General features: G+C 63.9%; 22 protein-coding genes and 1 pseudogene. 10 read left to right on the top strand and 13 right to left on the bottom strand.

All coding sequences use genetic code 11. From position 1 onward, the window contains the following. Nucleotides 1-18 precede the first annotated feature (18 nt). From RIC54_RS10875 to fliF, 7 genes are all read right to left on the bottom strand, one after another. Entirely contained in the window at nt 19-978 is a 960-nt protein-coding gene (locus RIC54_RS10875; protein WP_350096059.1) for a flagellar biosynthesis protein FlhF, read from the bottom strand. 145 nt (nt 979-1,123) lie between these two features. Further along, nucleotides 1,124-3,253 carry a flagellar biosynthesis protein FlhA gene (gene flhA / locus RIC54_RS10870; protein WP_502989703.1) on the bottom strand — a complete coding sequence of 710 codons (2,130 nt, stop codon included), beginning with the start codon at nt 3,251-3,253 and terminating at the stop codon, nt 1,124-1,126. 33 nt (nt 3,254-3,286) lie between these two features. After that, the gene (flbD, locus tag RIC54_RS10865) at nt 3,287-4,717 is read right to left on the bottom strand and encodes a sigma-54-dependent transcriptional regulator FlbD (protein ID WP_350096057.1); all 1,431 of its coding nucleotides are present in this window, start codon (nt 4,715-4,717) and stop codon (nt 3,287-3,289) included. Nucleotides 4,718-4,733: 16 nt separating this feature from the next. Next, nucleotides 4,734-5,579, bottom strand: coding sequence for a motility protein A (locus RIC54_RS10860; RefSeq protein ID WP_350096055.1), 846 nt, complete (start codon nt 5,577-5,579; stop codon nt 4,734-4,736). A 16-nt stretch (nt 5,580-5,595) separates the two neighbouring features. Further along, on the bottom strand, nt 5,596-5,961 hold the full coding sequence (gene fliN, locus RIC54_RS10855) for a flagellar motor switch protein FliN (RefSeq protein WP_350096054.1): 366 nt from the start codon (nt 5,959-5,961) through the stop codon (nt 5,596-5,598). A 14-nt stretch (nt 5,962-5,975) separates the two neighbouring features. After that, a complete protein-coding gene (locus tag RIC54_RS10850) occupies nt 5,976-6,770 on the bottom strand; it encodes a FliH/SctL family protein (protein WP_350096052.1) in 795 nt (264 codons plus the stop codon). Nucleotides 6,771-6,813: 43 nt separating this feature from the next. After that, nucleotides 6,814-8,487 (bottom strand): flagellar basal-body MS-ring/collar protein FliF, encoded by a 1,674-nt coding sequence (gene fliF, locus RIC54_RS10845; protein WP_350096050.1) that lies wholly within the window; start codon nt 8,485-8,487, stop codon nt 6,814-6,816. Nucleotides 8,488-8,709: 222 nt separating this feature from the next. Between fliF and RIC54_RS10840 the strand changes: the two genes are divergently transcribed. Beyond that, a complete protein-coding gene (locus RIC54_RS10840) occupies nt 8,710-10,296 on the top strand; it encodes a tetratricopeptide repeat protein (protein ID WP_350096048.1) in 1,587 nt (528 codons plus the stop codon). 6 nt (nt 10,297-10,302) lie between these two features. Here the strand turns inward: RIC54_RS10840 and sciP are convergent, their stop codons facing one another. From sciP to RIC54_RS10820, 4 genes are all read right to left on the bottom strand, one after another. After that, a complete protein-coding gene (sciP, locus tag RIC54_RS10835; RefSeq protein ID WP_502989702.1) occupies nt 10,303-10,632 on the bottom strand; it encodes a CtrA inhibitor SciP in 330 nt (109 codons plus the stop codon). Between the two features lie 155 nt (nt 10,633-10,787). Further along, on the bottom strand, nt 10,788-12,089 hold the full coding sequence (flgE, locus tag RIC54_RS10830) for a flagellar hook protein FlgE (protein ID WP_350096046.1): 1,302 nt from the start codon (nt 12,087-12,089) through the stop codon (nt 10,788-10,790). An 87-nt stretch (nt 12,090-12,176) separates the two neighbouring features. After that, a complete protein-coding gene (locus RIC54_RS10825) occupies nt 12,177-12,845 on the bottom strand; it encodes a flagellar hook assembly protein FlgD (RefSeq protein ID WP_350096044.1) in 669 nt (222 codons plus the stop codon). Nucleotides 12,846-12,856: 11 nt separating this feature from the next. Next, on the bottom strand, nt 12,857-14,059 hold the full coding sequence (locus RIC54_RS10820) for a flagellar hook-length control protein FliK (RefSeq protein WP_350096042.1): 1,203 nt from the start codon (nt 14,057-14,059) through the stop codon (nt 12,857-12,859). A 1,074-nt stretch (nt 14,060-15,133) separates the two neighbouring features. Here RIC54_RS10820 and RIC54_RS10815 point away from each other — a divergent pair. Both RIC54_RS10815 and RIC54_RS10810 read left to right on the top strand, forming a co-directional pair. After that, nucleotides 15,134-15,958 carry a flagellin gene (locus tag RIC54_RS10815; RefSeq protein WP_350096040.1) on the top strand — a complete coding sequence of 275 codons (825 nt, stop codon included), beginning with the start codon at nt 15,134-15,136 and terminating at the stop codon, nt 15,956-15,958. 284 nt (nt 15,959-16,242) lie between these two features. After that, entirely contained in the window at nt 16,243-17,067 is an 825-nt protein-coding gene (locus tag RIC54_RS10810; RefSeq protein WP_350096038.1) for a flagellin, read from the top strand. Nucleotides 17,068-17,159: 92 nt separating this feature from the next. Here the strand turns inward: RIC54_RS10810 and RIC54_RS10805 are convergent, their stop codons facing one another. Then, the gene (locus tag RIC54_RS10805) at nt 17,160-18,620 is read right to left on the bottom strand and encodes a CHAT domain-containing protein (protein ID WP_350096036.1); all 1,461 of its coding nucleotides are present in this window, start codon (nt 18,618-18,620) and stop codon (nt 17,160-17,162) included. Between the two features lie 162 nt (nt 18,621-18,782). After that, a pseudogene (locus tag RIC54_RS27075) lies at nt 18,783-18,977 on the bottom strand (tetratricopeptide repeat protein); the annotation flags it as partial. Nucleotides 18,978-19,071: 94 nt separating this feature from the next. Here RIC54_RS27075 and flbT point away from each other — a divergent pair. From flbT to RIC54_RS10770, 7 genes are all read left to right on the top strand, one after another. Further along, a complete protein-coding gene (flbT, locus tag RIC54_RS10800; protein ID WP_350096032.1) occupies nt 19,072-19,521 on the top strand; it encodes a flagellar biosynthesis repressor FlbT in 450 nt (149 codons plus the stop codon). Between the two features lie 7 nt (nt 19,522-19,528). Further along, a complete protein-coding gene (gene flaF / locus RIC54_RS10795) occupies nt 19,529-19,960 on the top strand; it encodes a flagellar biosynthesis regulator FlaF (RefSeq protein WP_350096030.1) in 432 nt (143 codons plus the stop codon). A gap of 16 nt (nt 19,961-19,976) precedes the next feature. Next, nucleotides 19,977-21,929 carry a tetratricopeptide repeat protein gene (locus RIC54_RS10790; protein WP_350096028.1) on the top strand — a complete coding sequence of 651 codons (1,953 nt, stop codon included), beginning with the start codon at nt 19,977-19,979 and terminating at the stop codon, nt 21,927-21,929. A 404-nt stretch (nt 21,930-22,333) separates the two neighbouring features. After that, nucleotides 22,334-23,155, top strand: a complete 822-nt coding sequence (locus RIC54_RS10785; RefSeq protein WP_350096026.1) for a flagellin — start codon at nt 22,334-22,336, stop codon at nt 23,153-23,155. 75 nt (nt 23,156-23,230) lie between these two features. Then, nucleotides 23,231-23,605: a flagellar biosynthesis regulator FlaF gene (gene flaF / locus RIC54_RS10780; RefSeq protein WP_350096024.1), complete on the top strand. Its 375-nt coding sequence runs from the start codon at nt 23,231-23,233 to the stop codon at nt 23,603-23,605. Between the two features lie 94 nt (nt 23,606-23,699). Then, entirely contained in the window at nt 23,700-25,130 is a 1,431-nt protein-coding gene (flgK, locus tag RIC54_RS10775; RefSeq protein ID WP_350096022.1) for a flagellar hook-associated protein FlgK, read from the top strand. Nucleotides 25,131-25,150: 20 nt separating this feature from the next. Beyond that, nucleotides 25,151-26,170, top strand: coding sequence for a flagellin (locus RIC54_RS10770; protein ID WP_350096020.1), 1,020 nt, complete (start codon nt 25,151-25,153; stop codon nt 26,168-26,170). Nucleotides 26,171-26,337: the final 167 nt, after the last annotated feature.

The following is a 26,337-nucleotide window of genomic DNA, read 5'->3' as shown; positions in this document are numbered from 1 at the left end:
CGGATCCTTTCACACGCATCACTCGGCAGCCTGGTCGCGAGCGGTGGCATACTTTGGCAGCAAGAGTCGTGCCAGGGAGACTGGGTTGAGCGGGCCAAGGCCCTCGGCGACGTTCGCGCCGATCCCGACCTCGGTGAAGGCGAGCCGGCCGGCGCTTGCCCCGCTGAGAATGCCGCCAAGGCGTCGGGCGATGTCCAGTCGGGTCGCCAGTATCCGCCGGGCACCGATCGCCGCGTAGGCCTGGGCCAGATCCGCGGCATCCAGCGGATCGCTGCCCGCCGCCGTAACCATGATCACCTCGGCCTCGATTGCCGCAATCAACTGGTGCTGGCGCCGTGCATCGTCGGCGTCGAACGGATTGCCGCCGGCGCAGTCCACCAGGATGAGCGATCCGGAACGTGCTGCCGAAACCGCATCCTGCAACTCGGCAGGTGTCCCGGCCTGTTGTAGGTCGATCTCAAGCAGGCGCGTGAACGCGTGAAGCTGATCGTAGCCGCCGGCGCGCTGCGTATCGGTGGTGATGACGCTGACCGGACGGCGGTTCATCACCGCCCGGGTGGCCAGCTTGGCGGTTGTCACGGTCTTGCCGGCACCGGGCATACCAATCAACACGATCGGGCGTTTGCCGGCCGCCGGTACCGGCTGGAACTTGAAATGCTGGTCAAGCGCACCGGCAAGAGCCAGCAGCGGGTCGTCGGCGTCCAGAGAGCCGGCGGCCCGGGTGAGCTTGTCGGCGAGCTCGCCGGGAACGTTATGGTGGGCCAATGCTTCGGCAATCTCGTCAAGCGGGTCGGCGCCATCTTCGATCTGGTCATAGTGGTCTTCATCCTCGACCGCTTCGATGGCCGCGGTAATCCGAACTCCAAGCCCGCCGTCACCCTTCTGGGTCGACACGATGATCGCGTCGGCCCCCAGATGGGTCTTCACGAGTTGCATCGCTTCCGCCATAGAGGGCGCGGTGAAGGTCTTCAGGCGCATGGACGAGTCCGGCCGCTGAGAAACCCATGCCGGGTCAACCCGGCGGGCCGATCCTCTGTAGTCTCCGGCCCGGCGCCGATGGCCGATGACCGGGAGTGGCCGGTGCCCTGTACGCTGGAACGCATTCCCAGCCTCTCAACTTCCCTCATATCTGCCCGAGTGTACGGATCTTTGCCTTCGGGTGGATCTCATTCTGCGACATTACCACGGTCTGCGGCCGGAACCGCTCGATGATCGAACGCACGTAAGGGCGGATCGCCGGCGAGGTCAACAGGCAGGGCTGCTCGCCCATGGCGGTGTACTTGTCGAACTGATGCCGGACCGTGGTGATGAACTGCTGCAGGCGCGTAGGGGCCATCGACAGCTGCCGGTCGTCGCCACTGCCGATGAGCGATTCCGCAAAAGACTGTTCCCACTCCGGCGACAGCGAGACCAGGGGAATCACGCCGTCCTCGTCCGCGTGCGCCTCGCTGATCTGCCGGGCCAGCCGGACCCGGACGTGTTCGGTGATGATCGACACATTGCGGCTGTAGCCGGCGGCCTCGGCAACGCCCTCCAGAACCGTCGGCAGGTCGCGGATCGAGACACGCTCGGCCAACAGGTTCTGCAGAACGCGTTGCAGGGCTCCGACCGTAATCTGTCCCGGTATGACGTCGGCGACGAGCTTCTGGTTGTTGTCGCCCAGCTCGTCCAGCAGCTTCTGGGTTTCGCCGTAGGACAGTAGCTCGGACATGTTGTCACGCACCAACTCGGTGAGATGCGTGGTGATGACGGTCGACGGATCGACCACGGTGTAGCCCTTGAACAGCGCCTCTTCGCGCAGATCGGGCGAAATCCACATGGCCGGCAGGCCGAAGGTCGGCTCCTTGGTGTCGGTGCCAGGCAGTTCGATCTTTCCGCCGGTCGGATCCATCACCAGCAGCCGGTTCGGCCGAAGCTCGCCGTTGCCGACATCGATCTCCTTGACACGGATGACGTAGGTGTTGGCTCCGAGCTGCAGATTATCCTGGATGCGGACCTGCGGCATGATGAAGCCGCTCTCGGTCGCCAACTGTCGGCGCAGGGCCTTGATCTGGTCGGTCAGGCGCTGGCCCTCGACGGCTTCGTTGATCAGCGGCAGCAAGCCATAGCCAAGTTCCAGCCGAATCAGGTCGATCTGCAGCGCCGAGCCGATCGGCTCCTCCGGTGGTGGCGCTGTGAGAGCGGATTCCTCGGCCTCCACCTTGGCGACCTTGGCCTCTTCCTGGTCGCGCCACAGAAAGAAGGCTCCCGCGCCGGTCACGCCGGCGATCAACAGGAACGGGATCATCGGGATCCCGGGCAGCAGGGACATGATGAGCATAAGTCCGCAGCTCATCATCAGCGCCTTCGGATAGCCGCCGAGCTGTCCGAAAACCGCCTCGTCGCTGCGGCCTTCGGTGCCGCCCTTGGTCACCAGCATGCCGGCGGCGGTCGACACGATCAGCGCCGGGATCTGGCTGACCAGGCCGTCACCGACGGTCAGGACGGTGTAGGTCTCCGAGGCGCTGGCGAATGTCATGCCTTGCTGGGCCATGCCGATGATCATGCCGCCGACGACATTGATGACCGTAATCAGCAGCCCGGCGACCGCATCGCCGCGAACGAACTTGGAGGCGCCGTCCATCGACCCGAAGAAGCTGCTCTCCTGGCCGAGTTCTTCGCGTTTCCTGCGGGCTTCGTCCTCGGTGAGCAGTCCGGCAGACAGGTCGGCGTCGATCGCCATCTGCTTGCCGGGCATCGCATCGAGGCTGAACCGCGCCGAGACCTCGGCGATACGGCCGGAGCCCTTGGTGATGACGATGAAGTTCACCAGCACCAGGATCGCGAACACGATCACCCCGATGACCGGGTTGCCGCCCATCATGAAGTTGCCGAACGCCTGAATGACCCGGCCGGCGGCGTCGGTGCCGGTGTGGCCCTCGCCCAGAATCAGTCGGGTCGACGCCAGGTTGAGGGCCAGGCGCATCATGGTCGCGATCAGCAGCACCATCGGGAACGCGCTGAAGTCCAACGGCTTCCGGATGAACATGACGGTCATCAGGATCAGGATCGAGAACAGCAGCGACACCGCCAGACAGAAGTCCAGCAACCATGTCGGCATCGGCAGGATCAGGACCGACAGGATGGCGACGACTCCGCCGGCCATCAGGATGTCGCCGCGCCGCAGCGCATCGCCGATGCTGCCGAGCGTCGGCATGGCTACACCGCGACCGACCCCTCGGTTGCCGCCGCCTTGTCCGGATGCGTCCGCCATCGCTCAGGCCGCCCCTGCCACCGTGTTCACCAACTACACCGACGCCCGGTCGGCATCACCGGGTGCCGGGACGGCATAGCCCTCGTCCATGAACAACTTGACCTTGTTGCGCAGCGTCCGGATGGAAATGCCCAGGATGTTCGCCGCGTGGGTCCGGTTGCCCAGGCAGTGGCTCAGCGTGTCGATGATCAGGTCTCGTTCGACATCGGCCACTGTCCGGCCAACCAAGCTGGATGTGTTGTTGCCGGCGGTGGCGGAGTCGTCCGCGGCGGAACGGGGCGGCTGCGGCGCTGTCGGTTGCGCTGGAGCGGGCTGCGCGCTTGACGGTTGTGCCGCTGCGGATGGCGCTGGCGTCGACCCCATGGTTTCGCCGGTCAGAAGGATCGCCTCCGGGCCGATCTCGGCGCCGCTGGCCAGCAGGACACCGCGGTGCATGGTGTTCTCGAGTTCGCGGACATTGCCCCGCCAATGGTGGCCTTCAAGCCGTTGCAGGGCGGCCTCGGACAGCGGCCTTGCCGGCAGGCCATTGGCGTCGGAGTACTTCTTGGCAAAGTGTGCGGCCAGCGCCCGGATATCGCCCGGCCGTTCCCGCAGCGCGGGGATCTGCAGGTTGAAGACGTTCAGCCGGAAGTACAGGTCCTCACGGAACTTGCCGTCCTGCACATGCTTGTCGAGGTCACGGTTCGATGTTGCGATCAGCCTTATGTCGACCTTGACCGGGTTGGTTCCGCCGAGCCGGTCGATCTCGCGCTCCTGGATGGCGCGCAGCAGCTTGGCCTGCAGGCGGATGTCCATCTCGCTGATTTCATCGAGCAGCAGCGTGCCCTTGTCGGCCTCTTCGAACTTGCCGATCCGCCGCGCGACAGCACCGGTGAACGCGCCCTTCTCGTGACCGAACAACTCGGATTCCAGCAGGTTGTCCGGGATGGCTGCGCAGTTCACAGAGACGAACTTTTCGTTGGCACGCCGCGACTTGGAATGCAGGTAGCGCGCCAGCACTTCCTTGCCGGTACCGGATGCGCCGGTGACCAGCACGCTGGCATCCGACGGGGCGATCTGGTCTGCCAGCTTCAGCACTCCGGCCATCACCGGGTCGCGGAACACAACCGACGTCTGCTCCTCGGCGACCGCAGCCAGGACGGCGGCGATCAACTCGGGGTTCGGGGGCAGGGGGATGTATTCCTTGGCGCCGGCGCGGATCGCGGCGACCGCCGTCTCGGGATCGCTCTGGATGCCGCAGGCCACGACCGGCGTGTTCATCCGCTCCTGTTTCATCTGCTTCATGAAACGGGCGACCGGCTGGCGCACGTCGATCATCACCAGATCGGCGCCCGGTCCGTCGCGCAGGATCTTCAAGCCGCCTTCGTAGCCGTCGACATGGCTGACCTTGGCACCGCGCTGCGTGGCCATCTGGCCCGCGGTGGTGATGTGACCCTCGAGTGTGCCGACGATCAGCAGACGCATCGTTTCGCTCCCGGTATCACGAGTAGTAGTCCAGCCGCTGCGACGGCGGCAGGACGGTGTTCAGCAGCGTTTCGAGCTGCCGCGGGTTCTCCTGGCGCGCGATGGAACTGGCCGCGACCATGTAGATCTGCTGGATCTGCCGCTCGTCCGCCGCGTTGCGATCCACCTTCGCCGCCACCGGCGCCAGCACCATGTAGGCCAGCACCGCGCCGTAGAACGTCGTGAGCAGCGCGACCGCCATGGCCGGGCCGATCGCGTTGGGATCCTTCAGGTTGGCGAGCATCTGCACCAACCCGATCAGGGTACCGATCAGGCCCATCGCCGGCGCCACCTCGGCGGCCCGTCGCAGCACGTTCGCCGAACGCGTCATACGCTCCGAAGTCGCCTCGATCTCGGTGACCAGAACCGACTCGATCTTCTCGGGCGGAGTCCCGTCCACCGCCATGGCAATCGCGCGTTGCAGAAAAACCTCGCGAGCGAGTTGCGGCAGTACATGGTCGAGCGCAAGGACGCCGTTGCGCCGGGCAATCTCCGCTAGGCTCAGGGCGCGCTCGCACGCACGCCGGGTGTCCCGGACCGGCGGGAACATGGTGCGCAGCAACAGCGGGACGACCGAGAACACCTCTCCGATCGAGAACGACACCATGGTGACCGCGAAGCTGCCGAGCAACACGATCAGGACGGAGGGATAGTCGACGAACGAGCGAACGGATTCGCCAAGCGAGATCGCCACGCCAATCAGGGCGAACGCCATCAACAGGCCGACGAGCAGGGCGCCGTCAACCGTCGTGCCGCTCGACGGTATCTCGTAGCTGGCCGCTGCGCCGGCGCGTGGTGCAGCGTATTCCGCTCCGTCCGCCATCATCCCCGCTCCGTCCTCAAGCCGGCCGGTCGGCTTTGATGATCTCGGTCATGGTCACGCCAAGCCGTTCGTCGACGATCACCACCTCGCCGCGCGCGACGAGACGGTTGTTGACGTAGATGTCGATGGCTTCACCGACCTTGCGGTCCAGTTCGACGACCGCGCCGCGGCCCAGCTTCAACAGCTGGCTGACCTGCATGCTGGTCTTGCCAAGCACCGCGGACACCTGGACCGGGATGTCGTACACCGCTTCCAGTTCGCGGGCGGTAATCTGGCCCTTGCCGTCGTCGGAGAACGTCTCTTCAGGCTCGTCCTGCGCCGCCATCGCCGCGGCCATGTCGTCGTCTTCCAGGTCCGTCAGGTTCAGGTCGTCGTCGGCCATTGTGTCACCCTCGGTCAGTTGGCTGGATCGGCCTGCTCAGCCGCTGCAGCCGTGTCGTGGTCGGCTTCGTCATCATCGGCCTGTTCTGCCGATGCAGCCGTAACGTCGTCGGTGTTCGCGTCAGCGCGCTCGGTCTTGATGCGTTCAGGCTGGCCGGCCAGCGCGCGGCCGACGATCTGGTCAATCTGGTCCCAGGTGTCGTCGAGCGACCGCTCGACGGCGCCGGCCTGCCAGGACACACGGCAGTCGTCGGTCGGAAGTTCCGGATCACCCACGAGAACCACCTGGCCCTCGTAGCCGACGCGCGATGCCATCAGCGCGACCTTGTCGCGCAACGCTTCCTCAAGCGTCGGCGCCACCCGGATCATCACCTTCGGTTGTTCGGTGAGGAAGCCGAATGCCTCGCGAATGATCCGTTCCACCTCCGGCAACTCGCTGTTGCGCGACAACTCCGGCGCCAACTTGCGCATCAACGCCACGGCCAGCCGCAACGCGTCAACCTCCATGGCCTTCGTCCAGGCGGCATGCTCCTCGAAAACCTTGGGCAAGCGCGAGAACGTCGCGTCCATTGTACGGGCAATCTGCTGTTCGATCCCGGCCATGGCGTCGTCCATGCCTTCCTGGCGGCCGGCGGCGTGGGCTTCGACCTTGGCCTGCTCAAGCTGCTCCTGCGTGAACGTCGGCGGCCGGTTGCTCTTGGCTTCCTGGGCCGCGCGCTTCTTGGCGTCCTCCTCGGCCTTCCGGCGTTCGTCGGCGCCATCGTCGAAACTGTAGTCGAATGTGAACGGCCTCGGCCGCAGTCGCGCCATTGTCAGCTCCCCCACCGGAACTCAGCCAGCTTCCAGCCGGACATCATTGCGCTTCCTGATACATCCAGTTGCGGATGATCGCGACGGCCTCTTCGGGATGCTTGTCGACGATCTCGCCGATCTTGCGCAGGGACGACGCCCGCACCCGGCCTTCGACCTGGTTGATGTCGATCATCTGGTCGAGCAGGCTTTCCTCCGCTTCGTCCTCGCCGTCGAGCAACTCGGCCATGTCCGCTGTTGCGCCGGGGCCGGCAAGCTGAGCGAGCTGTCCGTCCTGTCCGATCAGGCCGCCGCCGCGGGAGCCCAAAGTAGTCGGCATGCTTTCAAACAGGCGGGTCAGCACGGGACGGACGACCAGCAGGATGACCAGCAGGCCGACAACCGCGAGGACCAGAACCTCGGCGAGCTGCAGGAACTCTTCCTTGGAGATGCCGAACAGGAATGCGCCGTCGCCGAGATCCTCGGGTTCCAGCTTCACGAACTCCATGTTCACCACCTCGACTGAATCGCCCCGGTTGGCGCGATATCCAATCGCCGATTTGACCAGGGTCTCGATTTGCTCGAGTTGCTCGGGAGTGCGCGGAACATACACCCGCACTCCGTCGTCGTTGCGGGTGTAGGTGCCGTCGACCAGCACCGCGACCGACAATCGCTGGAGTTCGCCGGATTCCTTGGTGCGCTGGCGGATGGTCTTGGAGATTTCGAAGTTGACCGTTTCCTCGGTGCGGGTGTTCGAGGTCTGCGAGGTGTTCCCGCCACCGGCCGAGTTCGCCGCGGCCTCGGGCAGGTTGTTCTGTACGGTTACCGTGTCGTCCCGGGCGGCTTCGTTCGACGAGGACCGGTCCTCGATGCTCTGAGTCGACCGGGCGACCTGGCTGTCTGGATCGAAGCTCTCGGTGTTCTCCACCACCCTGCCGTAGTCGAGGTCAGCCGCAACCTCGGCCCGGACCTTGCCGTAGCCGACCGTGCGCTCCACCAGTTCCTCGACCGACCGGCGCACGCGGGTCTCGTAGGCGATCTTCATTTCTTCGGCGTTCAACAGCGCCAGTGAGTTCTGCGCGTCCTCGCCGAAACCGCGTGCCAGAAGCTCGCCACGGTCGTCGAGGATCGACACGCCTTCGGGACGCAGTTCCGGGACTGCCGCCGCAATCAGATGCTGGATCGACAGCACCTGTTCCTTGCCAAGCCGCAGGCCGCCGGAGAGTTGCAGGACCACCGACGCGCTAGGCTTCTGGCGCTCGCGCGAGAACAGTTCCCGGCGGGGCAATACCAAGTGGACGCGCGCGCCCCGGACGTTGCGCATCGAGCTGATGGTGCGGCTCAACTCGCCCTCCAGGGCACGGACCAGATTGACGTTCTGGACGAAACTGGTGGTGCCCAGCCCCTGGCTCTTGTCGAACAGTTCGTATCCCACCGAGCCGCCGCCTGGCAGGCCCTGCTCGGCCAGTGCCACGCGCAGGCGCAGGACATCGTCGCCGGGGACGAACACCTGCGTCCCGTTGGCCTTCAGCTGATAGGGGACCGTGCGTTGTTCGAGTTCGCGTACGATCTGTCCGGCATCCTTCGGATCAAGATCGGCGTACAGCAGGGACATGCTGCCTGTTGAGAGTCGCGAAACCAGGAAAATGAAGAAGCCCACGACCGCAACGCCGGTGCCGACCAGGGCAGCAAGCCGCATCGGCCCGAGATTCCGGATCAGATCGGCAAAGGGGTTCATCGCTCGTCACTCCCCGCGAAACCCGCCGCGACTCGACAGCGGTCGTTCAATCTAGAAACATACAATTTTATACAAAATTTTTGGACCTTTGGATAGCCCGCACCCGGCAAATTTTTCCTAGCGAACCTATCATGCCTATCTATAAAAAAGAACAATGAATTAGAATGAGTCGTTGCGGTCGAAGTTGAAGTGACGGCCGGGATCGTGATGACGGGAGGGTCGATGGCGGGGGGCAACACCGGAAAGCGCTCTGGGCCGAAGCGTCCGCCTCGGCGGGCGCGTGGCGCCTGGGCGGATCCCGCCGATCCAGCGAACCGACGCCACGCGGAGTTGGTAATCGCGTCGATGCAGGCGCTGGAACGCGGCGACGCAGAGACGGCCAATGCCGGATTCCGTCGGGTGCTGGCCGAGAACATCGAACATCCCGACGCCTTGCTCGGCATGGGGCTGATCGCGCGGGGGGTCAAGCAGTACGAGACGGCAGCGGACCTGATCCGCAAGGCCATCCAGATCAACCCCGACGTCGCCGGTTACTGGTCCAATCTCGGCAACGTCATGCAGGACATGGATCGCTGGGCCGAGGCTGTCGAAGCCCATGGCCAGGCTGTCCGGCTCAACCCCCGGCATGCGGCGATCCGGCAGAATTTCGGAAGCGCCCTGAACATGATTGACCGGTCCTACGATGCGCTGCCGCATCTGCGGGAAGCGCTTCGTCTGAATCCCGGCTCGCCGGATGCCGCAGCCAACTACGCGACGGTACTGGCGCGGGTGGGCGAGTTTGCGACGGCCGCCCGCTTCTTCCGACAGGCCCTGGAGAAGGCTCCGGACAGCGCGATTACCAACTTCAACTACGGCAGCAGCCTGCTGTGGATGGGCCGATGGGCCGAGGGCTGGCCGTTCTACGAGTGGCGGTTCGGCGCCAAGAGCTACGAGATGTCGGTGCGCGGCCTGCCCGTGTCTCCGGACCTGCCGGACGTGCTGACCGGTCAGCGTGTGTTCCTGTATCGGGAGCAGGGCATCGGCGACGAGATCCGGTTTGCCACCATGGTCCCGGACGTGGTCGAGCGGGGCGCCGACGTTACCCTGGAGGTGTCGCCGAAGCTCCTGCGGTTGTTCGAGCGATCGTTTCCATCGGTACGGGTGGTGGCGTCGCCGTTCCTCCCGGCGGAACGCGGGGAGGAACGGTTCGATATCGCGATGCCCACCGGCAGCCTCGGCCAGCACGTTCGGGGATCTGCCGAGCGGTTTCCGCGGGACCGAACGCTGTTCAGGCCGGACGCCCAGCGGGTGGCCGACCTGCGCCGCCGGGTCGAATCGCTCGGGGCCGGGCCCAAGATCGGCCTGTCCTGGCGCAGCGGCGTACAGGGCCGATTGCGCAACCAGTTCTATGCCGCGGTATCCGATCTGGAGCCGGTCCTGCGGGTCCGCGGCGTGGTGTTCGTGAATCTGCAGTACGATGACTGCCTCGACGAACTGGCCGAGATCACCGAACGGTTCGGGGTGCCGGTGCACGCGTTCGACGACCTCGACCTGTTCGACGACCTGGACGGCTCGGCTGCCCTGACCGCCGCTCTCGATGGCGTGGTCAGCGCCAACACCTCGGTGGCAACGATCGCCGGCGGCGTCGGCGTGCCATGTGTCGAGTTCCACGGCCGCCCGGTCCCGTCCGCCTACCTGATTGGAGGAGCGGATCCCTGGTTCTCGTCGGTTCGGCCGATTGGAAAGCGCATTGCCGATCCGTGGGATCGGACGATGCATCGCGTCTCTGAGATCGTCGGGGAATGGGTACGGAAGGACGCGGGGGACTAACCCGGGCTATCGCGGTCCGGGCGCAGCTGATCGTCGCCCGGAGCCACGGTACTGCTGGAGCCGGGTGGCGCGCAGGCCGCGTACGCCGTATCGGTCGATCAGTCGTTGCCAGGACTCCAGCTCTTCGATCGAGAGGTTCCAGCGCCCGCAGGCTTCCTCCGGGGACAGCAGCCCGCCGCGGACGGCAGATACGACCTCGGCCTTGCGGCGCATCACCCAGCGGGTGGTTTCCGGTGGTGGCAGGTCGTCGATGCCAATCGCCGTGCCGTCGGGGCCGGTGACGTGCTCGGGTCGCAGTGATGTGGTTTTGGTAGCCGCTTGTCCGCCCATGACCATCAAGAGCTGTTTTGATCCTGGAGACAGTGTGCCAACCGCCTCTTAACAAACGCCTAATGTCGGACGATTTGGATCGAATTCGTTGCAGGCAAAAAAAATGCCCCGGCCAGAAGGCCGGGGCGAGGCTGAGCGGTAACGCTTGCGGGGGGCGTACGTTACCGCTTCACACGGATGATCTCGTCGAGCAACTCGTCGCCGGTGGTGATCAGCTTGGTTGCCGCCGAGTAGGCGCGCTGGGTGATGATCAGGTCGGTGAACTCGTCCGATAGGTCGACGGTCGATTGCTCGAGTGCCGAAGACTCGATCGCACCCGCCCCCTGCAGTCCGGCTTCGGTCAGCAGAAGGTCGCCTGACCGGCTCGACAGCTTGTAGGCGTTGCCGTTCTCGGCACGCAGCTCCGTGGCGGCGGGGACGGTGCCGATGGCGATCTTGTAGATCGGTCGGGTGTCGCCGTTCTTGAAGCGCGCCGTCACGATGCCTTCGTTGTCGATCTCGACCGCGGTCAGCGCGGACGGCGACGAGCCGTTCTGGTTCAACAGCGTCGCCTCGTAGGAGCCACTCAACTGGCTCATTCCGTTGGTCTGGCCGACAATGCCCCAGTTGATGACGATGCTGGAGGCTGCGGCGCCGCTGCCGAAGGCCAGAGCGGTGATCGGCAGGGTGGTCTGGGCCGTATCGCCATCTGCCAGGGTGCCGCCGTTGTCGATGTCTTCGATGGTGCCATCGGCCGGGTCGAAGTCGATGGTGCCCGCGACGATCGCCGCGGTCGTGGTGCCGGCCTGATTGGTGACGTCGAGGGAGTAGGCCCACTCGTTGGCCTGGGCGTTCTTGGTCCAGTTGATCGTCATCAGGTGTTCGACGCCGAGAGAGTCATAGATCGTCAGGTTGGTGGTCTGCGTCGACGCCGTGGTGGCGTTGGCCGGAAGGTTGACTGCGAGGTTGGCGGTCGATGTCGGGTTCGACACCGATGTGAAACCGGCGAGATTGACCGTCTCAAGGCTCGAAAGCTGATCCTTGGTGGTGGCGTTGACGATCGCGCCCGTCGAGTCGGTCCGCCAGCCCTGCAGGAAGAATCCCGCGGCGTTCACCAAGTTGCCTTCTTCGTCCTCGGTGAAGGAGCCGGCTCGGGTCAGCAGGTACTCGCCACCGTCGGTGAGGGGTTCATCGTTCTCGTTCACGATGAAGAAGCCGTCACCGACCAGCGAAATATCGGTGTTCGACGTGGTGCCCTGCAACAGGCCCTGCTTCTCCGGGTTTACGAACGGCCGGGCCAGCACCCCGCCGGGCGAATAGCGGGCCGCCGACGCCGATTCGGTCACCAGGGTCTGGAACCGTGCGGTCGTGTCCTTGTAGCCGATCGTGTTCACGTTCGCGATGTTGTCGGAGATGATTCCGAACGCCTGGGACTGCGCGGACAGTGCCGACACCCCCGAGAACATACCGCCATAGATGCTCATTGTTATTGCCTCCGATTGCGCACCCGGTTTCGTCGGATGACTAAGAGGGTTGCTCCGTGGCGTTCTGCCAATTGGTTGCCGGTGTCGTTATGACGACGCGGCGGATTCTCTGACTGCGACAACCTTGGTCACATCGACCGCCAGGTCGCCGATCAGCAGGTAGTTGCCTGTCGCGTCGCTTGCGGCGCCGGTGACGTGGCCGGTGATGTCCTTGTCGACGCTGATGGCCTTTTCGCTGGCGTCTTCGGCCGTGACCAGGAAGGTGTACTGTCCGGCTGGAGCCGCTGCGCCGTCCTTGTCCAGGCCGTCCCATACGAGGGTGTGGCGGCTGGCGGAGCGTTCGCCGTCGACGGTCCTGATCGTTACGCCTTCAGCGTTGACGATCTTGATCTGTACCGATTCGGCCGTCTTGGCGGGTGTGTAGCCGAAGGTGACCGGCTTCGTGCCGTCGTAAACCGTCGTGCTGTCGGAGAACTGGACGTCGCGGCCGATATAGGAGACCGAGGAGGCTGCCGACTGGGAGTTCAGCAGCAGGATCATCTGCTCCAGGTTCTTGTTCTGGCTGATCTGCTGTTCGACGCTCGAGAACTGCACGAGCTGGTTGACCATCTCGGAGTTGTCCATCGGGTCGAGCGGATCCTGGTTCTTCAGCTGAGTGGTCAGCAGAGTCAGGAACATGTCGAAGTCCTTGCTCAGCTTGTCGGCCGAGGTGGACGACTTGGCACCGGTGGTGCTGATCGGGCTGACGGATTCCATGCTGCTTCTCCTCAGGCCACTAGGTCGTAGCTGCCGTCCTCACGGACGCTGCCGGAGCCGGTCTGGGTGTCGGGTTGGGCGTCGGCCTCGGCGCTCTGTTCGGCTGTTGCCGAGGATGCTGGGCCGGACGCGACACCGTGTTCGTCGCGCTCCGTCGGCTGGCCGTGGCCGCCGCGCAGATCAAATTCGAGCGAGTTCTGGTCGGTTTTCAGTCCGGCTTCCTGCAGCGCCTTCTCGAGGGCGCGGGAGTCGCGCTGCAGCATCTCGAGGGTCTCCGGCCGCTCGGCGCTGATCAGCGCCCGGACCATGCCGTCCCGGCCGAATTCCAGCTTCACGTCGACCTTGCCGAGTTCCTCGGGGTTGAGTCGGACCGTCATGCGCCCGCCGCCGTCGGCAGCCGAGCTCACCAGTTTCACGGCGACCTGGCCGACCGCGGTGCCTGGGAGGGCACCGGGTCGTCCATGGGCGGTCGCCTCCGCCCGAGAGGCCATAGCGGCGGGTAGTGTGCTCTGGGGTCCGCCTGGCCCGGCCGTCATAGAACTGGTCGCAAGAGTTGAAGTGGCTCCGGCCGACATCGAACCGGTGCCGCCGGGGCCCTGGAGCGGCGCACGCGCCGTCCGGGTTTCGAGGATCTCCTGGAACTGCGCTCGGGCGGCGTCGCCACCGAAGCCGCGCTGCCCGATGGTCGCCGTGCCGAAGGTGAAGCCACCATTGGCCTGAGCCTGGCCGCCATTCGGCTGTCCGCCATTCTGCGAATTGTTGCCCGACTGTCCGCCGGCTCCATTGCTGCCCTGCCCGCCGGACTGCGCCGCGCCGGCGTCGGCGCCGACGAACAGTGGCTGACCGCCACCGACATGCAAGGTGGTACCGGCTTGGGTTGCGGCTGCACTCTGTCCGGGCTGCACGGCAACCTTCGCACCGGCGTCGCCGGCGGCTGCCAGATGAGCCTGAACGAGGACGGCTGACGATACGCCCTGGGTGCGGGCGACGACGGTGGCGGGCTCGACGGTGACCGTCGCGCCGCGAAGCGTTCTGCTGTCCGGCGCGCCCGGGGATGCTGCCGCTGCCGTCGCTGCCGGCGCTGCCGAGGACGATGCGGGGGTGGCCGTCGGTGCCGACGTACGCTGCGTCGAAGTCGAATCGCTTGGCTTCTGGGCTGATCCGACACCCGGCGCTCGTTCGCTCGCCTGGGCCGCCGTTGCGAGTGGCGTCATGCCCGAAGGCAGCTCGGTTGTCGCTGCGGCTGCCGCGACTGGAGCGGCTGCCTGCTGCGGCGCCGGCTGTCCAGCGACGGTCTGCGCCGCGGCTGCGGCCGGCGGTGCGACGGCCGCGGGAAGGGGCGTCGGCGTGGCGGAGGGAGGGACTGGAACGGCAGGATGTGCAGGAACGACCGGCTGGCCGGCGACTGGCACTCCTACCGGGGTAGGTGTCGGGGTCAACTGCGGGATCGCTGGGGAGAGCGGGGCGCCGTCGACGGCTGCAGTTTCAGGTTCCCCGGTGTCGGATGTCCGGCCGGAGGCCGCAGTCGGTTTCGCCACTTCGACGGCGATGGCCGCTGACGCACTCGGATCGTCAACCTGTGGCTCGGAACGCCGTCCGTCGGCCGTCTCCGAGCTCGTCACGCGGCCGTCGTCTTCGACGCGCACGGAGTCGGGAGCCTCGTCCTGATGATGATCGTCGATCCGGGAGGACGCGTCGCGTTGGGTCTCGGGGCGCCTGGAGGGCTCGGGACGCACCGGCTCGGTCGGATTGCGACGAGCCGCCAGGTCCATGATGCTTTGGAAGCCGACATCTCCGCTCACGCGGTATCGCGGACTCCCGTTCGATCCGTTGGGGGCTTTGAGATCCAGTGGATTGAGGTCCATGGCGTCACCTGATCGGTCGTGTTCGATCCAATTCACGCAACAAGCGGGCCACTCCGGCTCCCCTGGTCTTATGGATAAATATCAATTGGTTAGGCTGGGGTCGTTGCTGTGGAGGCGGCAGGACCTGCCGAGCTCGGCAAATTCTTCCGGTTCACACGATCAAGATTGCCGGGCTGGGGCTTGGATCGGCCCGTGGGCCAGCGTTCAGGTCATTGAAACGAAGCCCAGCCGCGGCTTCCCGCCATCGGTACGAACCGTGCAGACGGATGAGGTGCATAGACTCTATAGTGAATATAATTTGAAATAAATTTTATTAAAATACTTGACAATATGCTTCAGCTCGTATTCAGTGAGGGTAGGACGGGCTAGATCCGTTCAGGTCGGCAAAACGCCGATGTCACCCTTAGAACGAGGATGAAGACAATGGCTGTTCAAAACTCCATCAACACCAACGTCGGTGCATTCGTGGCTCTCCGTAACCTCAACTCAGTCAACAAGCGTCTGGACGTCAGCCAGAACCGCGTGTCGACGGGTTTGAAGATTGCGGGCGCGCTCGACGATGCCTCGAACTTCTCCATCGCCCAGGGTATCCGGGGTGAGTTGAAGGCGATCGGCGCCGTCACGCAGGGCCTGAATAACGCCAAAGGCATTGGCAAGGTCGCGATCGCCGGCACGACGGCGATTTCCGATCTGCTGCAGACTGTCCGCCAGAAGCTGACCGAGCTGTCCAACGAGGGCATCACCACGGCGCAGCGGACCATTCTGGAGGAAGACTTCAACCAGCTGCTGTCACAGGCGGCCAACTTCATCGACAACGCCGTCTTCAACGGCGTGAACCTGCTCGACAGCTCGTCGGCGAACGTCAACACCTTGTCGAACCTGTCGGGCGGCACTCTGACGCTGACCTTCCAGGATCTGCGCACCACCGTCCTCGCGCTTGCGGGCTCGTCGTTCGGCAGTGCGACTTTGGCCCAGGCCGTGCTCTCGAGCGAGTACTCGGACCTGGAGTCGACCGTGAACTCGGCTCTCGGCTCGCTCGGTGCGGAAGTCCGTGCCCTCGAACTGCAGACCACGTTCCTGGAGCAGATCTCGGATGCGACCGAAGAAGGCTTGGGCAACATCGTCGATGCCGATCTGGCTCGCGAGTCCGCCAAGCTGACTGCCGCCCAGGTCTCGCAGCAGTTGGCAGTGCAGACGCTGGGAATTGCCAACCAGCGGCCGCAGAGCCTCTTGGGTCTGTTCGGTTAATCGGCAGGCATACGGGACACGGGGTGAGGCGGTGCCTCACCCCGTCACCCCGAAGAAAAACGCGGAAAGGAGAGATGCAAACTACAGAGAAATGATCCGGTAACTATTTGTTAATGATATAAACTCCGCTTGGAGTGTGATTTTTGGCCACCGCTGTGTTGCCACAGTCAACCGATACGTATTCGGTTGACTCGCGGGCGCTTGCGGCGCATGTTCTGAGGTGCTCTGGGGTTCGCCCCAATCTTGATGGGCAAAATGCCCAACCTTAGAACGAGGAGGCCAAAATGGCTGTTCAGAACTCAATCAACACCAATCCCGGCGTGTTCGTCGCGCTGCGGACTCTCAACACCGTCAATCGCGGCCTTGACATCAGTCAGAACCGGGTCTCTACCGGCCTGAAGATCGCGGGCGCACTCGACGATGCCTCGAACTTCTCCATCGCCCAGGGTATCCGTGGTGAGTTGAAGGCGATCGGCGCCGTCACGCAGGGTCTCAACAATGCCAAAGGCATCGGCAAGGTTGCGATCGCCGGCACGACTGCTGTGTCGAACCTTCTCCAGGACGTTCGCGTTAAGCTGACTGAGCTCTCGAACGAGGGTATCACGACGGCGCAGCGCACCATTCTGGAATCGGACTTCAACCAGCTGCTCTCTCAGGCTGCGAACTTCATCGACAACGCCGTGTTCAACGGGGTCAACCTGTTGGATAGCGGTGGCGCGAACATCAATACTCTGTCGAACCTGAACGGTGGCACCTTGTCGCTGACCGCTCAGGACCTGCGCACGACCATCAACTCGCTCGCCGGCTCGTCGTTCGGCAGCGCAACCTTGGCTCAGGCCGTGCTCTCGTCTGAGTACTCGGACCTGGAGTCGGCCGTGAACACCGCGCTGGGTTCGCTTGGTGCGGAAGTCCGTGCACTCGAGCTGCAGACCACGTTCCTGGAGCAGATCTCGGACGCGACCGAGGAAGGTTTGGGCAACATCGTCGATGCCGATCTGGCTCGCGAGTCGGCCAAGCTGACCGCCTTGCAGGTGCAGCAGCAGCTGTCCGTGCAGACGCTTGGTATCGCCAACCAGCGTCCGCAGAGCTTGCTGGGCCTGTTCCGGTAATCTTCTTCGACAGACTGACGCGACTACTTATGAGCCGGGCGACCCAGTCGCCCGGCTCTTTTATTGCCTGGCGCCTGGGATGCCGCTGAGTGTCATTCGGCGGATGCCGTCGGGTGAATATTGTGCCGCACGTGATCGGCGACGCGCTGCATTAGATGCTCCCAGGTTTCGGCGTTCTGCCGATGCAGGGTGGTCATCGATGGAAACCAGGGCGATTGCGTCCGGCCGAGTTCGACCCAGCTCGGTGCAAGGTCAAATCCCAAAGTCTGTACACCGATCGCACCTGCGAGGGCTTGGACGGCCGTTTGCGCCGAGGCAACGCCGTCGAGAGCCGCCATCAGCGCGGCAACGCCATCCAGATCGTCACGCCGATCGAGATCCGGTGGGAACAGAATCGGAGCTTGGTCTGGAGAGTCTAGGGCGGCGACTTCCGCGCCGCAGTCATCGTACTGCAGGACGACGATCCGCGACCCACCTTCGCGAAGCAGTGGTCGGCAATCCGACAGTTCCGGATAGTACTTGGCGCGATCCTCCGTCGTCAGGCCCGAGCGCCAACACAGACCCACGCGGCGCTCGTTCGGGGCTTCGGTGGCAAGCCAGTGACGAAACGCGGCAACACGGTCCGGATCCGGAGTGAGATAGCCGGCGGCAGCCGGGAAGTCGTTCTGCTTGCGTCGGAACATTGCTGGCAAATCGCCCGCCGCAATCCAATGAGTGGCTGCAAACTCGCCTGAGCGCCGGGCGCCGTCAGCGGGTCCGGCAGCCCGGTCGCGATCGAGCCAGTCAAGCTCCGGAAATGAGCGCTCGGCGAGACCGCGCAACCGGGAATCGATTTCCACCCGAACTGCCTGCAACCGACCGTTCCGAACCGCATCGGCAAGATCGGGCCAACAGGACGCGAACAGGATCTCGTCACCGAGGCCCTGTTCGGCCAGAACCAGCAATCTGGCGCCCGCCTCGCCGGTCCAGCGCGGTCCGGGTAGGTGCGGGGACCGTGCGATCGCCCTGGCGGTCTTTCGGTGCCCGAACAACTTCCAGCCATCGGCCAGGCTGCCGCTCGCGAGACGGTAGGTCCCGAGGTTGGCGAGAACCTGGAAGTCCGCGGGGGCGGCCACAGCGGCCCGGACGCCGTCGACGATAGCGCGCTCGAACCGGGCCAAGCGGTAGTGGCATTGCGCGCGGTTCCCATAGGCATTGGCCGTCTCCGGGACCAGGAGCGCGGCAACACGCGCGCTCCGGTCCGCGGCGTCGATTCGGTCAAGATCCAGTTGGACGGCCGACAGCGCCACCCTGGCGGCGGCGGACATCGGATTCAGACACAGCGACCAACTGCCGGTTCGGCTGGCGAGCCGGGAGGTGCGTCGTGACCGAAGCATGTCGGTCAGGTCCGTGGCGGCCGATCCGTCCATAGGGTCGATCACGATCGAACGCCGTAGGCTTGCCAAGGCGTCGTCCGGTGCCGGGGCGTCGCGTTTCCGACGCGCCAGAGCCAGTCCCAGACTCTGCCAGCCATCTGCCCTCAGCGGTGCGAGCATCACGATTCGGCGAGCCATCCGCACCGTTCCCGGTGGGTCTGTATGCAGAGTGATTCGGACCAGGGTGTCGCTGGCTTCGAGCAAAGACGGGCGAATCAGCAAAGCTCGGCGCAGCGAGGTTTCGCCACACGTCAGTCGCTTGAGGGTGAACTGCGCGTGGCCGAGATGAGCCCACGCTTCAGCGGATATCGGCGTTCTGCGGAGCGCCATTGCCAACAACGGCTCCGCATCGGCGGGCGAACCTTGCTGGAGAAGCACGAATCCCAGCAGATGATTGGCGCGTGGATGAAAGGGGGAGATCGTCAGAATCTCGCGATATCCGGCCGTTGCCGCATCGAGGTTCCCGGCGCGGTGGGCAAGGAGCGCACGCGCCATGATTTCGGCGATCGCCGTCACAGCGGTTCGACCGGCAGAGTGTCGGACAGTGAGGCTAGCTTGACAGAGCGGGGGTCCATGCGACACTTACTCCATGCCGCTCAAGGTCAACATCAAGCCGGGTGAGAAGTTCGTTGTGAACGGGGCCGTCATGGTCGCCGGCAACAAGGGCGCCTCACTTATTCTGCAAAATGAAGCCACGATACTTCTTGGAAAAGATATCATCCAAGAGGAAGAGGCCAATACGCCAGCGAAACGGATCTATTTTTCAATCCTTTTGATGTATCTGGATGACCACGATTCGAAGCAATACTATCCGACGTTTATCCGCTTGATTGAAGACTTTATGGAGGCGACATCGTTCAATCAGGTGCGAAAGACGCTCCTGCACATTGTACAGGACGTGAACGCCGCAAAATACTATCGTGCGTTAAAGACTTGTAAAGCATTGATAGGCTATGAAACTGAGGTGCTGGCGTATGCACAGGACCGAGGTGTAAGCCCCGATCTGAACGCGCTGGAAGCCGCTCACGACGACCGCTGAGTGTCCAATGTCAAAATATGATGCCTACAAGCGCACGATCAAGCAGACAGCGGCTCCTCGCGACGTCGAGTATCGGCTGCTTGCGCAGGTGACGTCGGGCTTGATGAAATCGAAGGAGCTTCGCGACGGTTCACACCGCGATCCTCGGCGCATGGCGCAGATCATGGATGCGCTGAACTGGAACAATCAGGTCTGGGACGCGTTCGTGGAGGACGTCGGCACCGAGGGCAACATGCTGCCACGGGAGTTGCGGGCAGCAATCGTCAGCCTCGGGATCTGGGTTACCCGCGAGACGGCTTTGGTCACATCGGGGGAAGGCGACATCGATGCGTTGATCGCCGTCAATCGAGCCATCATGCGCGGGCTGAATCCAAATCTGTCGGCGCGCGAGGATGCGACCGAAGACACTCAACTCGCCGTCCCGGACCAGTCCGTCTGACGTGAAGAGACGAGCCGTGACAACCGGCTCCAAGCACGGCGATCGCGGATCCCGGCTTCTCAAGTCATTCAACGAAGCGGTCGGCCTGCATGTCGCAGGCCGGTTCGCCGAGGCGGGTCGACTGTATGCCGATCTGCTTCGCCAGATGCCGAAGCATCCCGATGTCCTCGACTTCTATGGAACGCTCCACCACCAGCTTGGCGACAACGCCAGGGCGGCCGATCTCGTCGGGCGGTCCCTCACATACCGACCGCTGGCTGCGGCTACCCGGAATCGTTTCGGCGCAATCCTGAAAGCGCTCGCTCAGCGCGGATCAGCGGAGCGGGCGTTCCGCAGGGCGGCATTGATCGACCCCCGCCTGGCAGAGCCGGCCGTCAATATTGCCACGCTCCGTTCGGAGGATGGTGATCCGGACATTGCTTTGACATGGTGCGACCGGGCGCTTGTCCTGCAACCGGGCTCGTTTGAGGCCCGTGTTCGCCGAGGCGCGGTCATGAACGCGCTGCTTCGGTTCGATGAGGCGCTTCGGCTTCTGGAGCCTGCGCGGCGGCTCCAGCCGCAGCACCCCGAGATCTGGCTGCACTTGGTCACGGCTCGGTCCGGCACCGGCGACTTCGATGGGGCCCTGCGTGCGGCCCGTACTGGTATCGTTCAAGCACCCGCGGCCTATGAGCTGTATGCGGGCCTGACCAGCGGGCGCGGGCCGGTACTGGAAGGCGATGGGTTTGTTCCCTGGGCCCGGCGAGCGGTGCGCCTCAAGCCGACGGATGGCCGGCTGTGGGCCAATCTCAGTTCGGAACAGCACCGCGGATCCGAACCTGAAGCGGCCCTCGAAGCGGCGCGACGCGCCATCGTGCTCGATCCCGCACGGGCGTCGGCGATGCATGCCCTGGTCAACGCAGGCTTCCAGTGCGACCGGCTGGCGCTGACGAGGAACGCGTGCCGGCGAGGGTTGCTGGCACATCCCGGCAACCCTGACATCGGGTATGTTCTCGCGGAGGTCGAGTTCATCATCGGCGATCTTCGGCGCGCCTGGGGTCTCCACGAGGCGCGGATCGAGCGGCGGGTATTTCGGCCGCGCTTGGCGGTGCCATCGCCCTGGCTTGGCCCCGGGACCGAGAGTGGCGCGCTCCTGGTCGCTTCGGAGCAGGGGGTTGGCGACGAGGTGATCTTCCTGAGTTGCCTGCCTGATCTCCTGAACGCCGTAAAGGTTCCGGTCGTGGTTGAGGTCGATCCGCGCATCGTACCGGTCATGGCACGGACTTTTCCGAATGTGACCGTGGTCGCCCGCCAGCTGGTTGCAGGCGATTCACTCGGGCAGTACTTCGACTACGCCGAGTTGACTGCCCGCCATGATCTCCGGCACGTGGTGTACGCGGGCAGCCTGCCGCGGTTCTTCCGAGCCGATCGGGCGGCTCCTTCATTGACCGGCGGCTATCTTCGGCCGGTGCCGGAGCGTGTTGAGCGTTGGCGGTCGGTCTTGGCGCAATACGGCGCGGATAAAGCGGTCGGCGTGGTATGGCGCAGCGCACTGATGACGCGGTTCCGCGCACGCCACCACGCAGACATTCTGGACTGGGCGCCGGTGTTCCGCACGCCCGGCTGCACGTTCGTCAACCTGATGCACGGCGACGTCCAGGCTGAGATCGATCGCCTGAAGGAGGCCGAGGGCGTTGACATCCAGCGGCTGGACGGGGTCGACCTGTGGAATGACATCGACGAGCTCCTGGCGCTGCTTGCCGCGTTCGACGTGGTCGTTGCGGCCAGGACTGCCAATTGCGCATTCTCGGCCGCGGTCGGCACCCCGACCATTCGCATGGCGCAGAGCTTCAACCGCATTTCCGATGGGCGCGACTTCTTCTTCGCGAATATGAGACCGGCTTTGGCCAAGGACGAGCCCTTCAACGCTCGCCAGGCGGGTGTTGGCGGCGCCCGGATCCTCGCCGACTTCCTGGCAGGCCGGTTCTGACTTTCGGTCTCCTGCGCGCGGCGCAGGCGAAGGCCGTCTCTGCATCCCGGTTCGCAGCAGATTGAGGTTCGCCGGCTTGGCCGGATGGAAGCTCAGCAGCATTCCACGGCGGTTATCCCGGCCGAGTCCCGTTCCGGATAGCCAGATCACCCAGTCCAACTCGGCGCTTTTTTCCAGGTCGGAGCGGCAATTCCTGCCGTGAACGAACCTGATTAACGGTGAGTGTGTCCGGTCCTCCAGAATAATATTTTTTAAAAACAAATAGTTATGTGGATTTTTCAATCTGGCCCAGAGCTTGCGCCATCCGCTTCGACAGACCTCTACCGGTTCCCACCGATTGTGAAGGTGGGAGGCACAAGAGAGCCGGGATTGGGTCGACAGAACGTTGACGAAGGAACGGGACCATGGCGAACAACTCAATCCTGACAAACCCCGGTGCACTTGTTGCCCTGCGCAACCTGGAGCGGACAAACCGTTCGCTGGACGTAACGCAGAATCGCGTCTCGACCGGCCTGAAGGTTACCGGTGCGATCGACGACGCGTCGAACTTCGCGATTGCCCAGGGTATCCGGGGCGACATCAAGGCGCTCGGCGCGGTGGTTCAGGGACTGAACAACGCCAAGGGCATCGCCAAAGTCGCGATCGCCGGTACCACCAGTATCTCCGATCTTCTCCAAACGGTTCGTCAGAAGCTGACGGAAATGTCCAACGAGGGCATCACCACCACTCAGCGGTCGATCCTCGAAGAAGACTTCGCGCAGCTGCTCTCGCAGGCGGCGAACTTCATCGAGAACGCGGTGTTCAACGGCGTGAATCTGCTCGACAGCGGCAGCACCAACGTCAACACCCTGTCGAACATCAACGGCGGCACGCTGACCCTGACGGTTCAGAACCTCCGTACCCAGGTTCTGGCGCTTGCCGGTTCCTCGTTCGGCAGCGCGACGCTGGCCCAGTCGGTCCTGGCGTCCGAGTTCAACGATCTGCAGTCCATCGTCAACACCGCACTGGGCTCGCTCGGTGCGGAGGCGCGGGCGCTTGAGCTGCAGACCACCTTCCTTGAAGAGATCACCGACGCCACCGAAGAAGGCCTCGGCAACATCGTCGACGCCGACATGGCGCGTGAATCGGCTCGCCTTACCGCCCTGCAGGTCCGCCAGCAGCTTGGCGTGCAGGTGCTGGGGATTGCCAACCAGGCACCGCAGATCCTGCTCGGGCTGTTCCAGTAATCGCCGGCGGTGCGTCCGGCGGAGCAGAGCCCGACGGACCGGCGATGACCGGAGAACGAAGCGGAGGGTAGGAGAATGCAGGGATACAACGCCTATCGCCGCACGCAGGGCGCGGTGGCGACCCAGAACGGCCGGGACCTGGAGTACAGGTTGCTTGCCCAGGTGACGGGCGCACTGATCAAGGCTCGCGATGGCGCATCGACACTGCCGGAACGGCTGAATGCGGTCTTGCGCAACGAGAAGGTCTGGGGGGTGTTCCTCGCAGACCTCAATCATCCCGACAACGGGTTGCCCAAGGAACTCAAGGGCGGGATCGCGAGCCTGGCGCTGTTCGTGATGAAAGAGACGCAGCTGATCATGGATACCAACGCGCCTCTGGACGACCTGATTCTGATCAACCGCCAGATCATGGCGGGCCTGAAGCCTGAGCCGCAGAGCCTGGCCGGATAGCGTCGGCGACACGCCGCACGGACCTTGGCTCAATTCTTGCTTGGTCTGTAGCGCGCGTTCGGACGTCTGACGCGGTCGAAGCCGAGGAACAACGATGTCACTGATCAACGCCATCTACAGTGCTTCAAGCGGCATCGCGGCGGCCCAGGCCAAGATCGACGTGGCCTCCCGGAACATCGCGAGCGCCAGCGTCGACGGCTATACCCGCAAGGTACAGGAAACATCGACCCGGGTCGTGGACGGCCGCGGAGGCTTGGTCCTGGTCGAGCAGGTTACCCGCAACGTGAACGCGCAGTTGCAGCGCGACGTGCGGGAGCAGACCTCGGTCGTTGAAAAGCTGACGGTCCTGGACGATTTCCTTGCCCGTTTCGAGCTCGAGTTCGGGCGGCCGGAAGACAACAGCTCGATCTCATCGAAGATCACCGATCTCAAGGCCAAGTTCCAGGCGCTGGCGACCAATCCAGACCAGTCCACCGCTCAGAACGATGTGATCTCGGCGGCCGAGGAAGTCGCGCGGACCCTCAACAATCTGTCGTCCAGCATTCAGGAGCTGCGAGCCGAAGCGGATCAGCGCGTCGAGGATTCGGTCGAAATCATCAACCAGGCACTGCAGAACGTCGAATCGCTGAACGCTGAGATCGGCTCGCGCAAGGCGGCGGGCGAGTCGACCGCCGATCTCGAGGATCAGCGAGACGTTTGGATCACCAAACTGTCCGAGCAGATGGACATCAAGACGTTCGAGCGGCCGGACGGCAAGATTGCCATCCTGACCGGCGACAGCCAGTTTCTTCTCGATCAGGAAGCCGTGACGCTGACCTTCGTCGCGTCGACCACGGTTTCGGCCGGGTCGGTGCTCAACGATGTCATGCTCGACAATGGGTTCATGGCGCCGTTTTCGATCACCAACTCGTTCTCCGGCGGAACGGTCTCGGGCTTGCTGCAGCTTCGCGACACCACACTGCCGCTGGCCCAGAGCCAGTTGGATTCGCTGGCTTTCGAGCTGGCCGAGCAGTTTGATGCCATCACGGTCGGCGCCACCACCGCCGATCTGGATCTGTTTACGGACGCGGCTGACGCGATCCCTGGAGCGGCTGCTGGCTTCGCGGCGGTGATCCAGGTTCGCAGTACGGTTACCGGCGCGGAGCTGCGCGACGGTACCGGCGGCACCTTCACCTCCTCTGGGGTGAGCGACTCATCGCTGCCGCTGGCCATCATCGATATGTTCGACACCAAGCAGGCCTTCACGGCGGTTACCGGCCTCAATACCGCGTCGTCCACGCTGGAGGAGTTCGCGGCCCAGTTTATTGGCTACCAGGCAAACCAGGCTGCCGACTTCGAGAGCCAGCTCCAGTTCCAGGATCAGGTTCGCAACCTGCTGAGCGAGCGCCTGACCGATGCAAGCGGCGTGAACCTCGATGAGGAACTGGCGAGCTTGATCCAGCTGGAGGCGGCCTTCGCCGCGTCCGCCCGGGTGCTGAGTTCGGTCCAGCAGGCGCTTGACGAACTCCTTGGCGCAATCCGCTAAGGCTTTGAGGGGTCTTTGACATGCGTATCTCAACCGTCACTCAGAACCTTCGCATCGACAACTCGATCACGTCGATCCAGCGGCAGATCGCGGATGCGCAGCAGCAGATCTCGACGGGGAAGAAGTCTCAGGTATACAGCGGATTCTCCGGACAGGACGTCCGGCTGCTGGTGTCTCTGAAAGAGCAGCGCACCAGTGTTCAAACCTATGTCGATTCCATCAACAACACGAAGGTGAAGACGACGACGATCAATGCATCGCTCGTGACGGTCACCGACATCACCCAGGATATGCGCAAGAAGTTGTACGAGCAGGTCGAAGGCCTGTTCGAGGACTCTTCACTGGCGCTGGGCACCTACGCGAATGCGGCGATCGATCAGCTCACCAACCTTCTGAACCAGACGTCCGGCGGGCAGTACCTGTTCAACGGTACCGATACGGATACCCAGCCGCTGCTGTCTCCATCGGCCATCAAGACGGCCTACGCGGCCCATGTGGCGGGTGCTCTTGGCCCCGGACAACCGGCCCTGTCGGCCGGCGCCGGCGCGACCGACATCATTACCTTCGTTGAGGATTTCTTTGCGACTGACGCCAACTGGAACAACGTAACCACGCCGGCACCTGGCTCGCTGCAGGCGCGGATCGACAAGGGCGTGGACGTCACATTCGGGGAACTCGGCAACGACAATGCGTTTGAAGAGGTGTACGAAGTCTTCTTCGCTTTCGCCAATGCCAACTTCCAGGCGGGCGATGACGCTGAGTACCAGGCGCTGGTTACCTGGGGCCTTGGAAAGATCGAGGCGGCGTTCGACCTGATCAACGACATGGTCGGTCAGAACGGTGTGATCGGCGCCCAGATGGAGACCAACCTGGAGTCGCATCGGGAAGCTCTGACGATGCTTGAAACGCAGGTCCTCGATATTGAGGATGTTGATGCCTACGAGGCCGTAAGCCTGTTCCAGACTCTGCAGGCCCAGCTGGAGTCGTCGTTTCAGACGACCGCCGTCTTGCGCAATCTGAGCTTGACCAAGTACATTTGATCATCCAGCGCCAGCATCGTCTTAATTGCCAGGCTGCTCCGACCGACAATCAGGCGTCCTGTCGTGCGGTCCAGGGGTTTGTGCTGGACCGATTGATTCGAATCCCGTATAATTCGCTTAGTAAGGTCTGCCAAGTTTGACCTAAAGTCTCCAGAATGGAGGTTTCC

Source organism: Thalassobaculum sp. (assembly GCF_040219215.1).
Lineage (GTDB): Bacteria > Pseudomonadota > Alphaproteobacteria > Thalassobaculales > Thalassobaculaceae > Thalassobaculum_A.
The sequence above is the reverse complement of the archived record's forward strand: the minus strand, read 5'-3'. Positions and strand labels throughout refer to the sequence as shown.

Bases quoted from the DNA above. Each gene is read 5' to 3' on its own strand.
- RIC54_RS10875 (WP_350096059.1), bottom strand. From the start codon at position 978: ATGCGCCTGAAGACCTTCACCGCGCCCTCTATGGCGGAAGCGATGCAA.
- flhA (WP_502989703.1), bottom strand. From the start codon at position 3,253: ATGGCGGACGCATCCGGACAAGGCGGCGGCAACCGAGGGGTCGGTCGC.
- flbD (WP_350096057.1), bottom strand. From the start codon at position 4,717: ATGCGTCTGCTGATCGTCGGCACACTCGAGGGTCACATCACCACCGCG.
- RIC54_RS10860 (WP_350096055.1), bottom strand. From the start codon at position 5,579: ATGGCGGACGGAGCGGAATACGCTGCACCACGCGCCGGCGCAGCGGCC.
- fliN (WP_350096054.1), bottom strand. From the start codon at position 5,961: ATGGCCGACGACGACCTGAACCTGACGGACCTGGAAGACGACGACATG.
- RIC54_RS10850 (WP_350096052.1), bottom strand. From the start codon at position 6,770: ATGGCGCGACTGCGGCCGAGGCCGTTCACATTCGACTACAGTTTCGAC.
- fliF (WP_350096050.1), bottom strand. From the start codon at position 8,487: ATGAACCCCTTTGCCGATCTGATCCGGAATCTCGGGCCGATGCGGCTT.
- RIC54_RS10840 (WP_350096048.1), top strand. From the start codon at position 8,710: ATGGCGGGGGGCAACACCGGAAAGCGCTCTGGGCCGAAGCGTCCGCCT.
- sciP (WP_502989702.1), bottom strand. From the start codon at position 10,632: ATGGTCATGGGCGGACAAGCGGCTACCAAAACCACATCACTGCGACCC.
- flgE (WP_350096046.1), bottom strand. From the start codon at position 12,089: ATGAGCATCTATGGCGGTATGTTCTCGGGGGTGTCGGCACTGTCCGCG.
- RIC54_RS10825 (WP_350096044.1), bottom strand. From the start codon at position 12,845: ATGGAATCCGTCAGCCCGATCAGCACCACCGGTGCCAAGTCGTCCACC.
- RIC54_RS10820 (WP_350096042.1), bottom strand. From the start codon at position 14,059: ATGACGCCACTCGCAACGGCGGCCCAGGCGAGCGAACGAGCGCCGGGT.
- RIC54_RS10815 (WP_350096040.1), top strand. From the start codon at position 15,134: ATGGCTGTTCAAAACTCCATCAACACCAACGTCGGTGCATTCGTGGCT.
- RIC54_RS10810 (WP_350096038.1), top strand. From the start codon at position 16,243: ATGGCTGTTCAGAACTCAATCAACACCAATCCCGGCGTGTTCGTCGCG.
- RIC54_RS10805 (WP_350096036.1), bottom strand. From the start codon at position 18,620: ATGGCTCGCCGAATCGTGATGCTCGCACCGCTGAGGGCAGATGGCTGG.
- flbT (WP_350096032.1), top strand. From the start codon at position 19,072: ATGCCGCTCAAGGTCAACATCAAGCCGGGTGAGAAGTTCGTTGTGAAC.
- flaF (WP_350096030.1), top strand. From the start codon at position 19,529: ATGTCAAAATATGATGCCTACAAGCGCACGATCAAGCAGACAGCGGCT.
- RIC54_RS10785 (WP_350096026.1), top strand. From the start codon at position 22,334: ATGGCGAACAACTCAATCCTGACAAACCCCGGTGCACTTGTTGCCCTG.
- flaF (WP_350096024.1), top strand. From the start codon at position 23,231: ATGCAGGGATACAACGCCTATCGCCGCACGCAGGGCGCGGTGGCGACC.
- flgK (WP_350096022.1), top strand. From the start codon at position 23,700: ATGTCACTGATCAACGCCATCTACAGTGCTTCAAGCGGCATCGCGGCG.
- RIC54_RS10770 (WP_350096020.1), top strand. From the start codon at position 25,151: ATGCGTATCTCAACCGTCACTCAGAACCTTCGCATCGACAACTCGATC.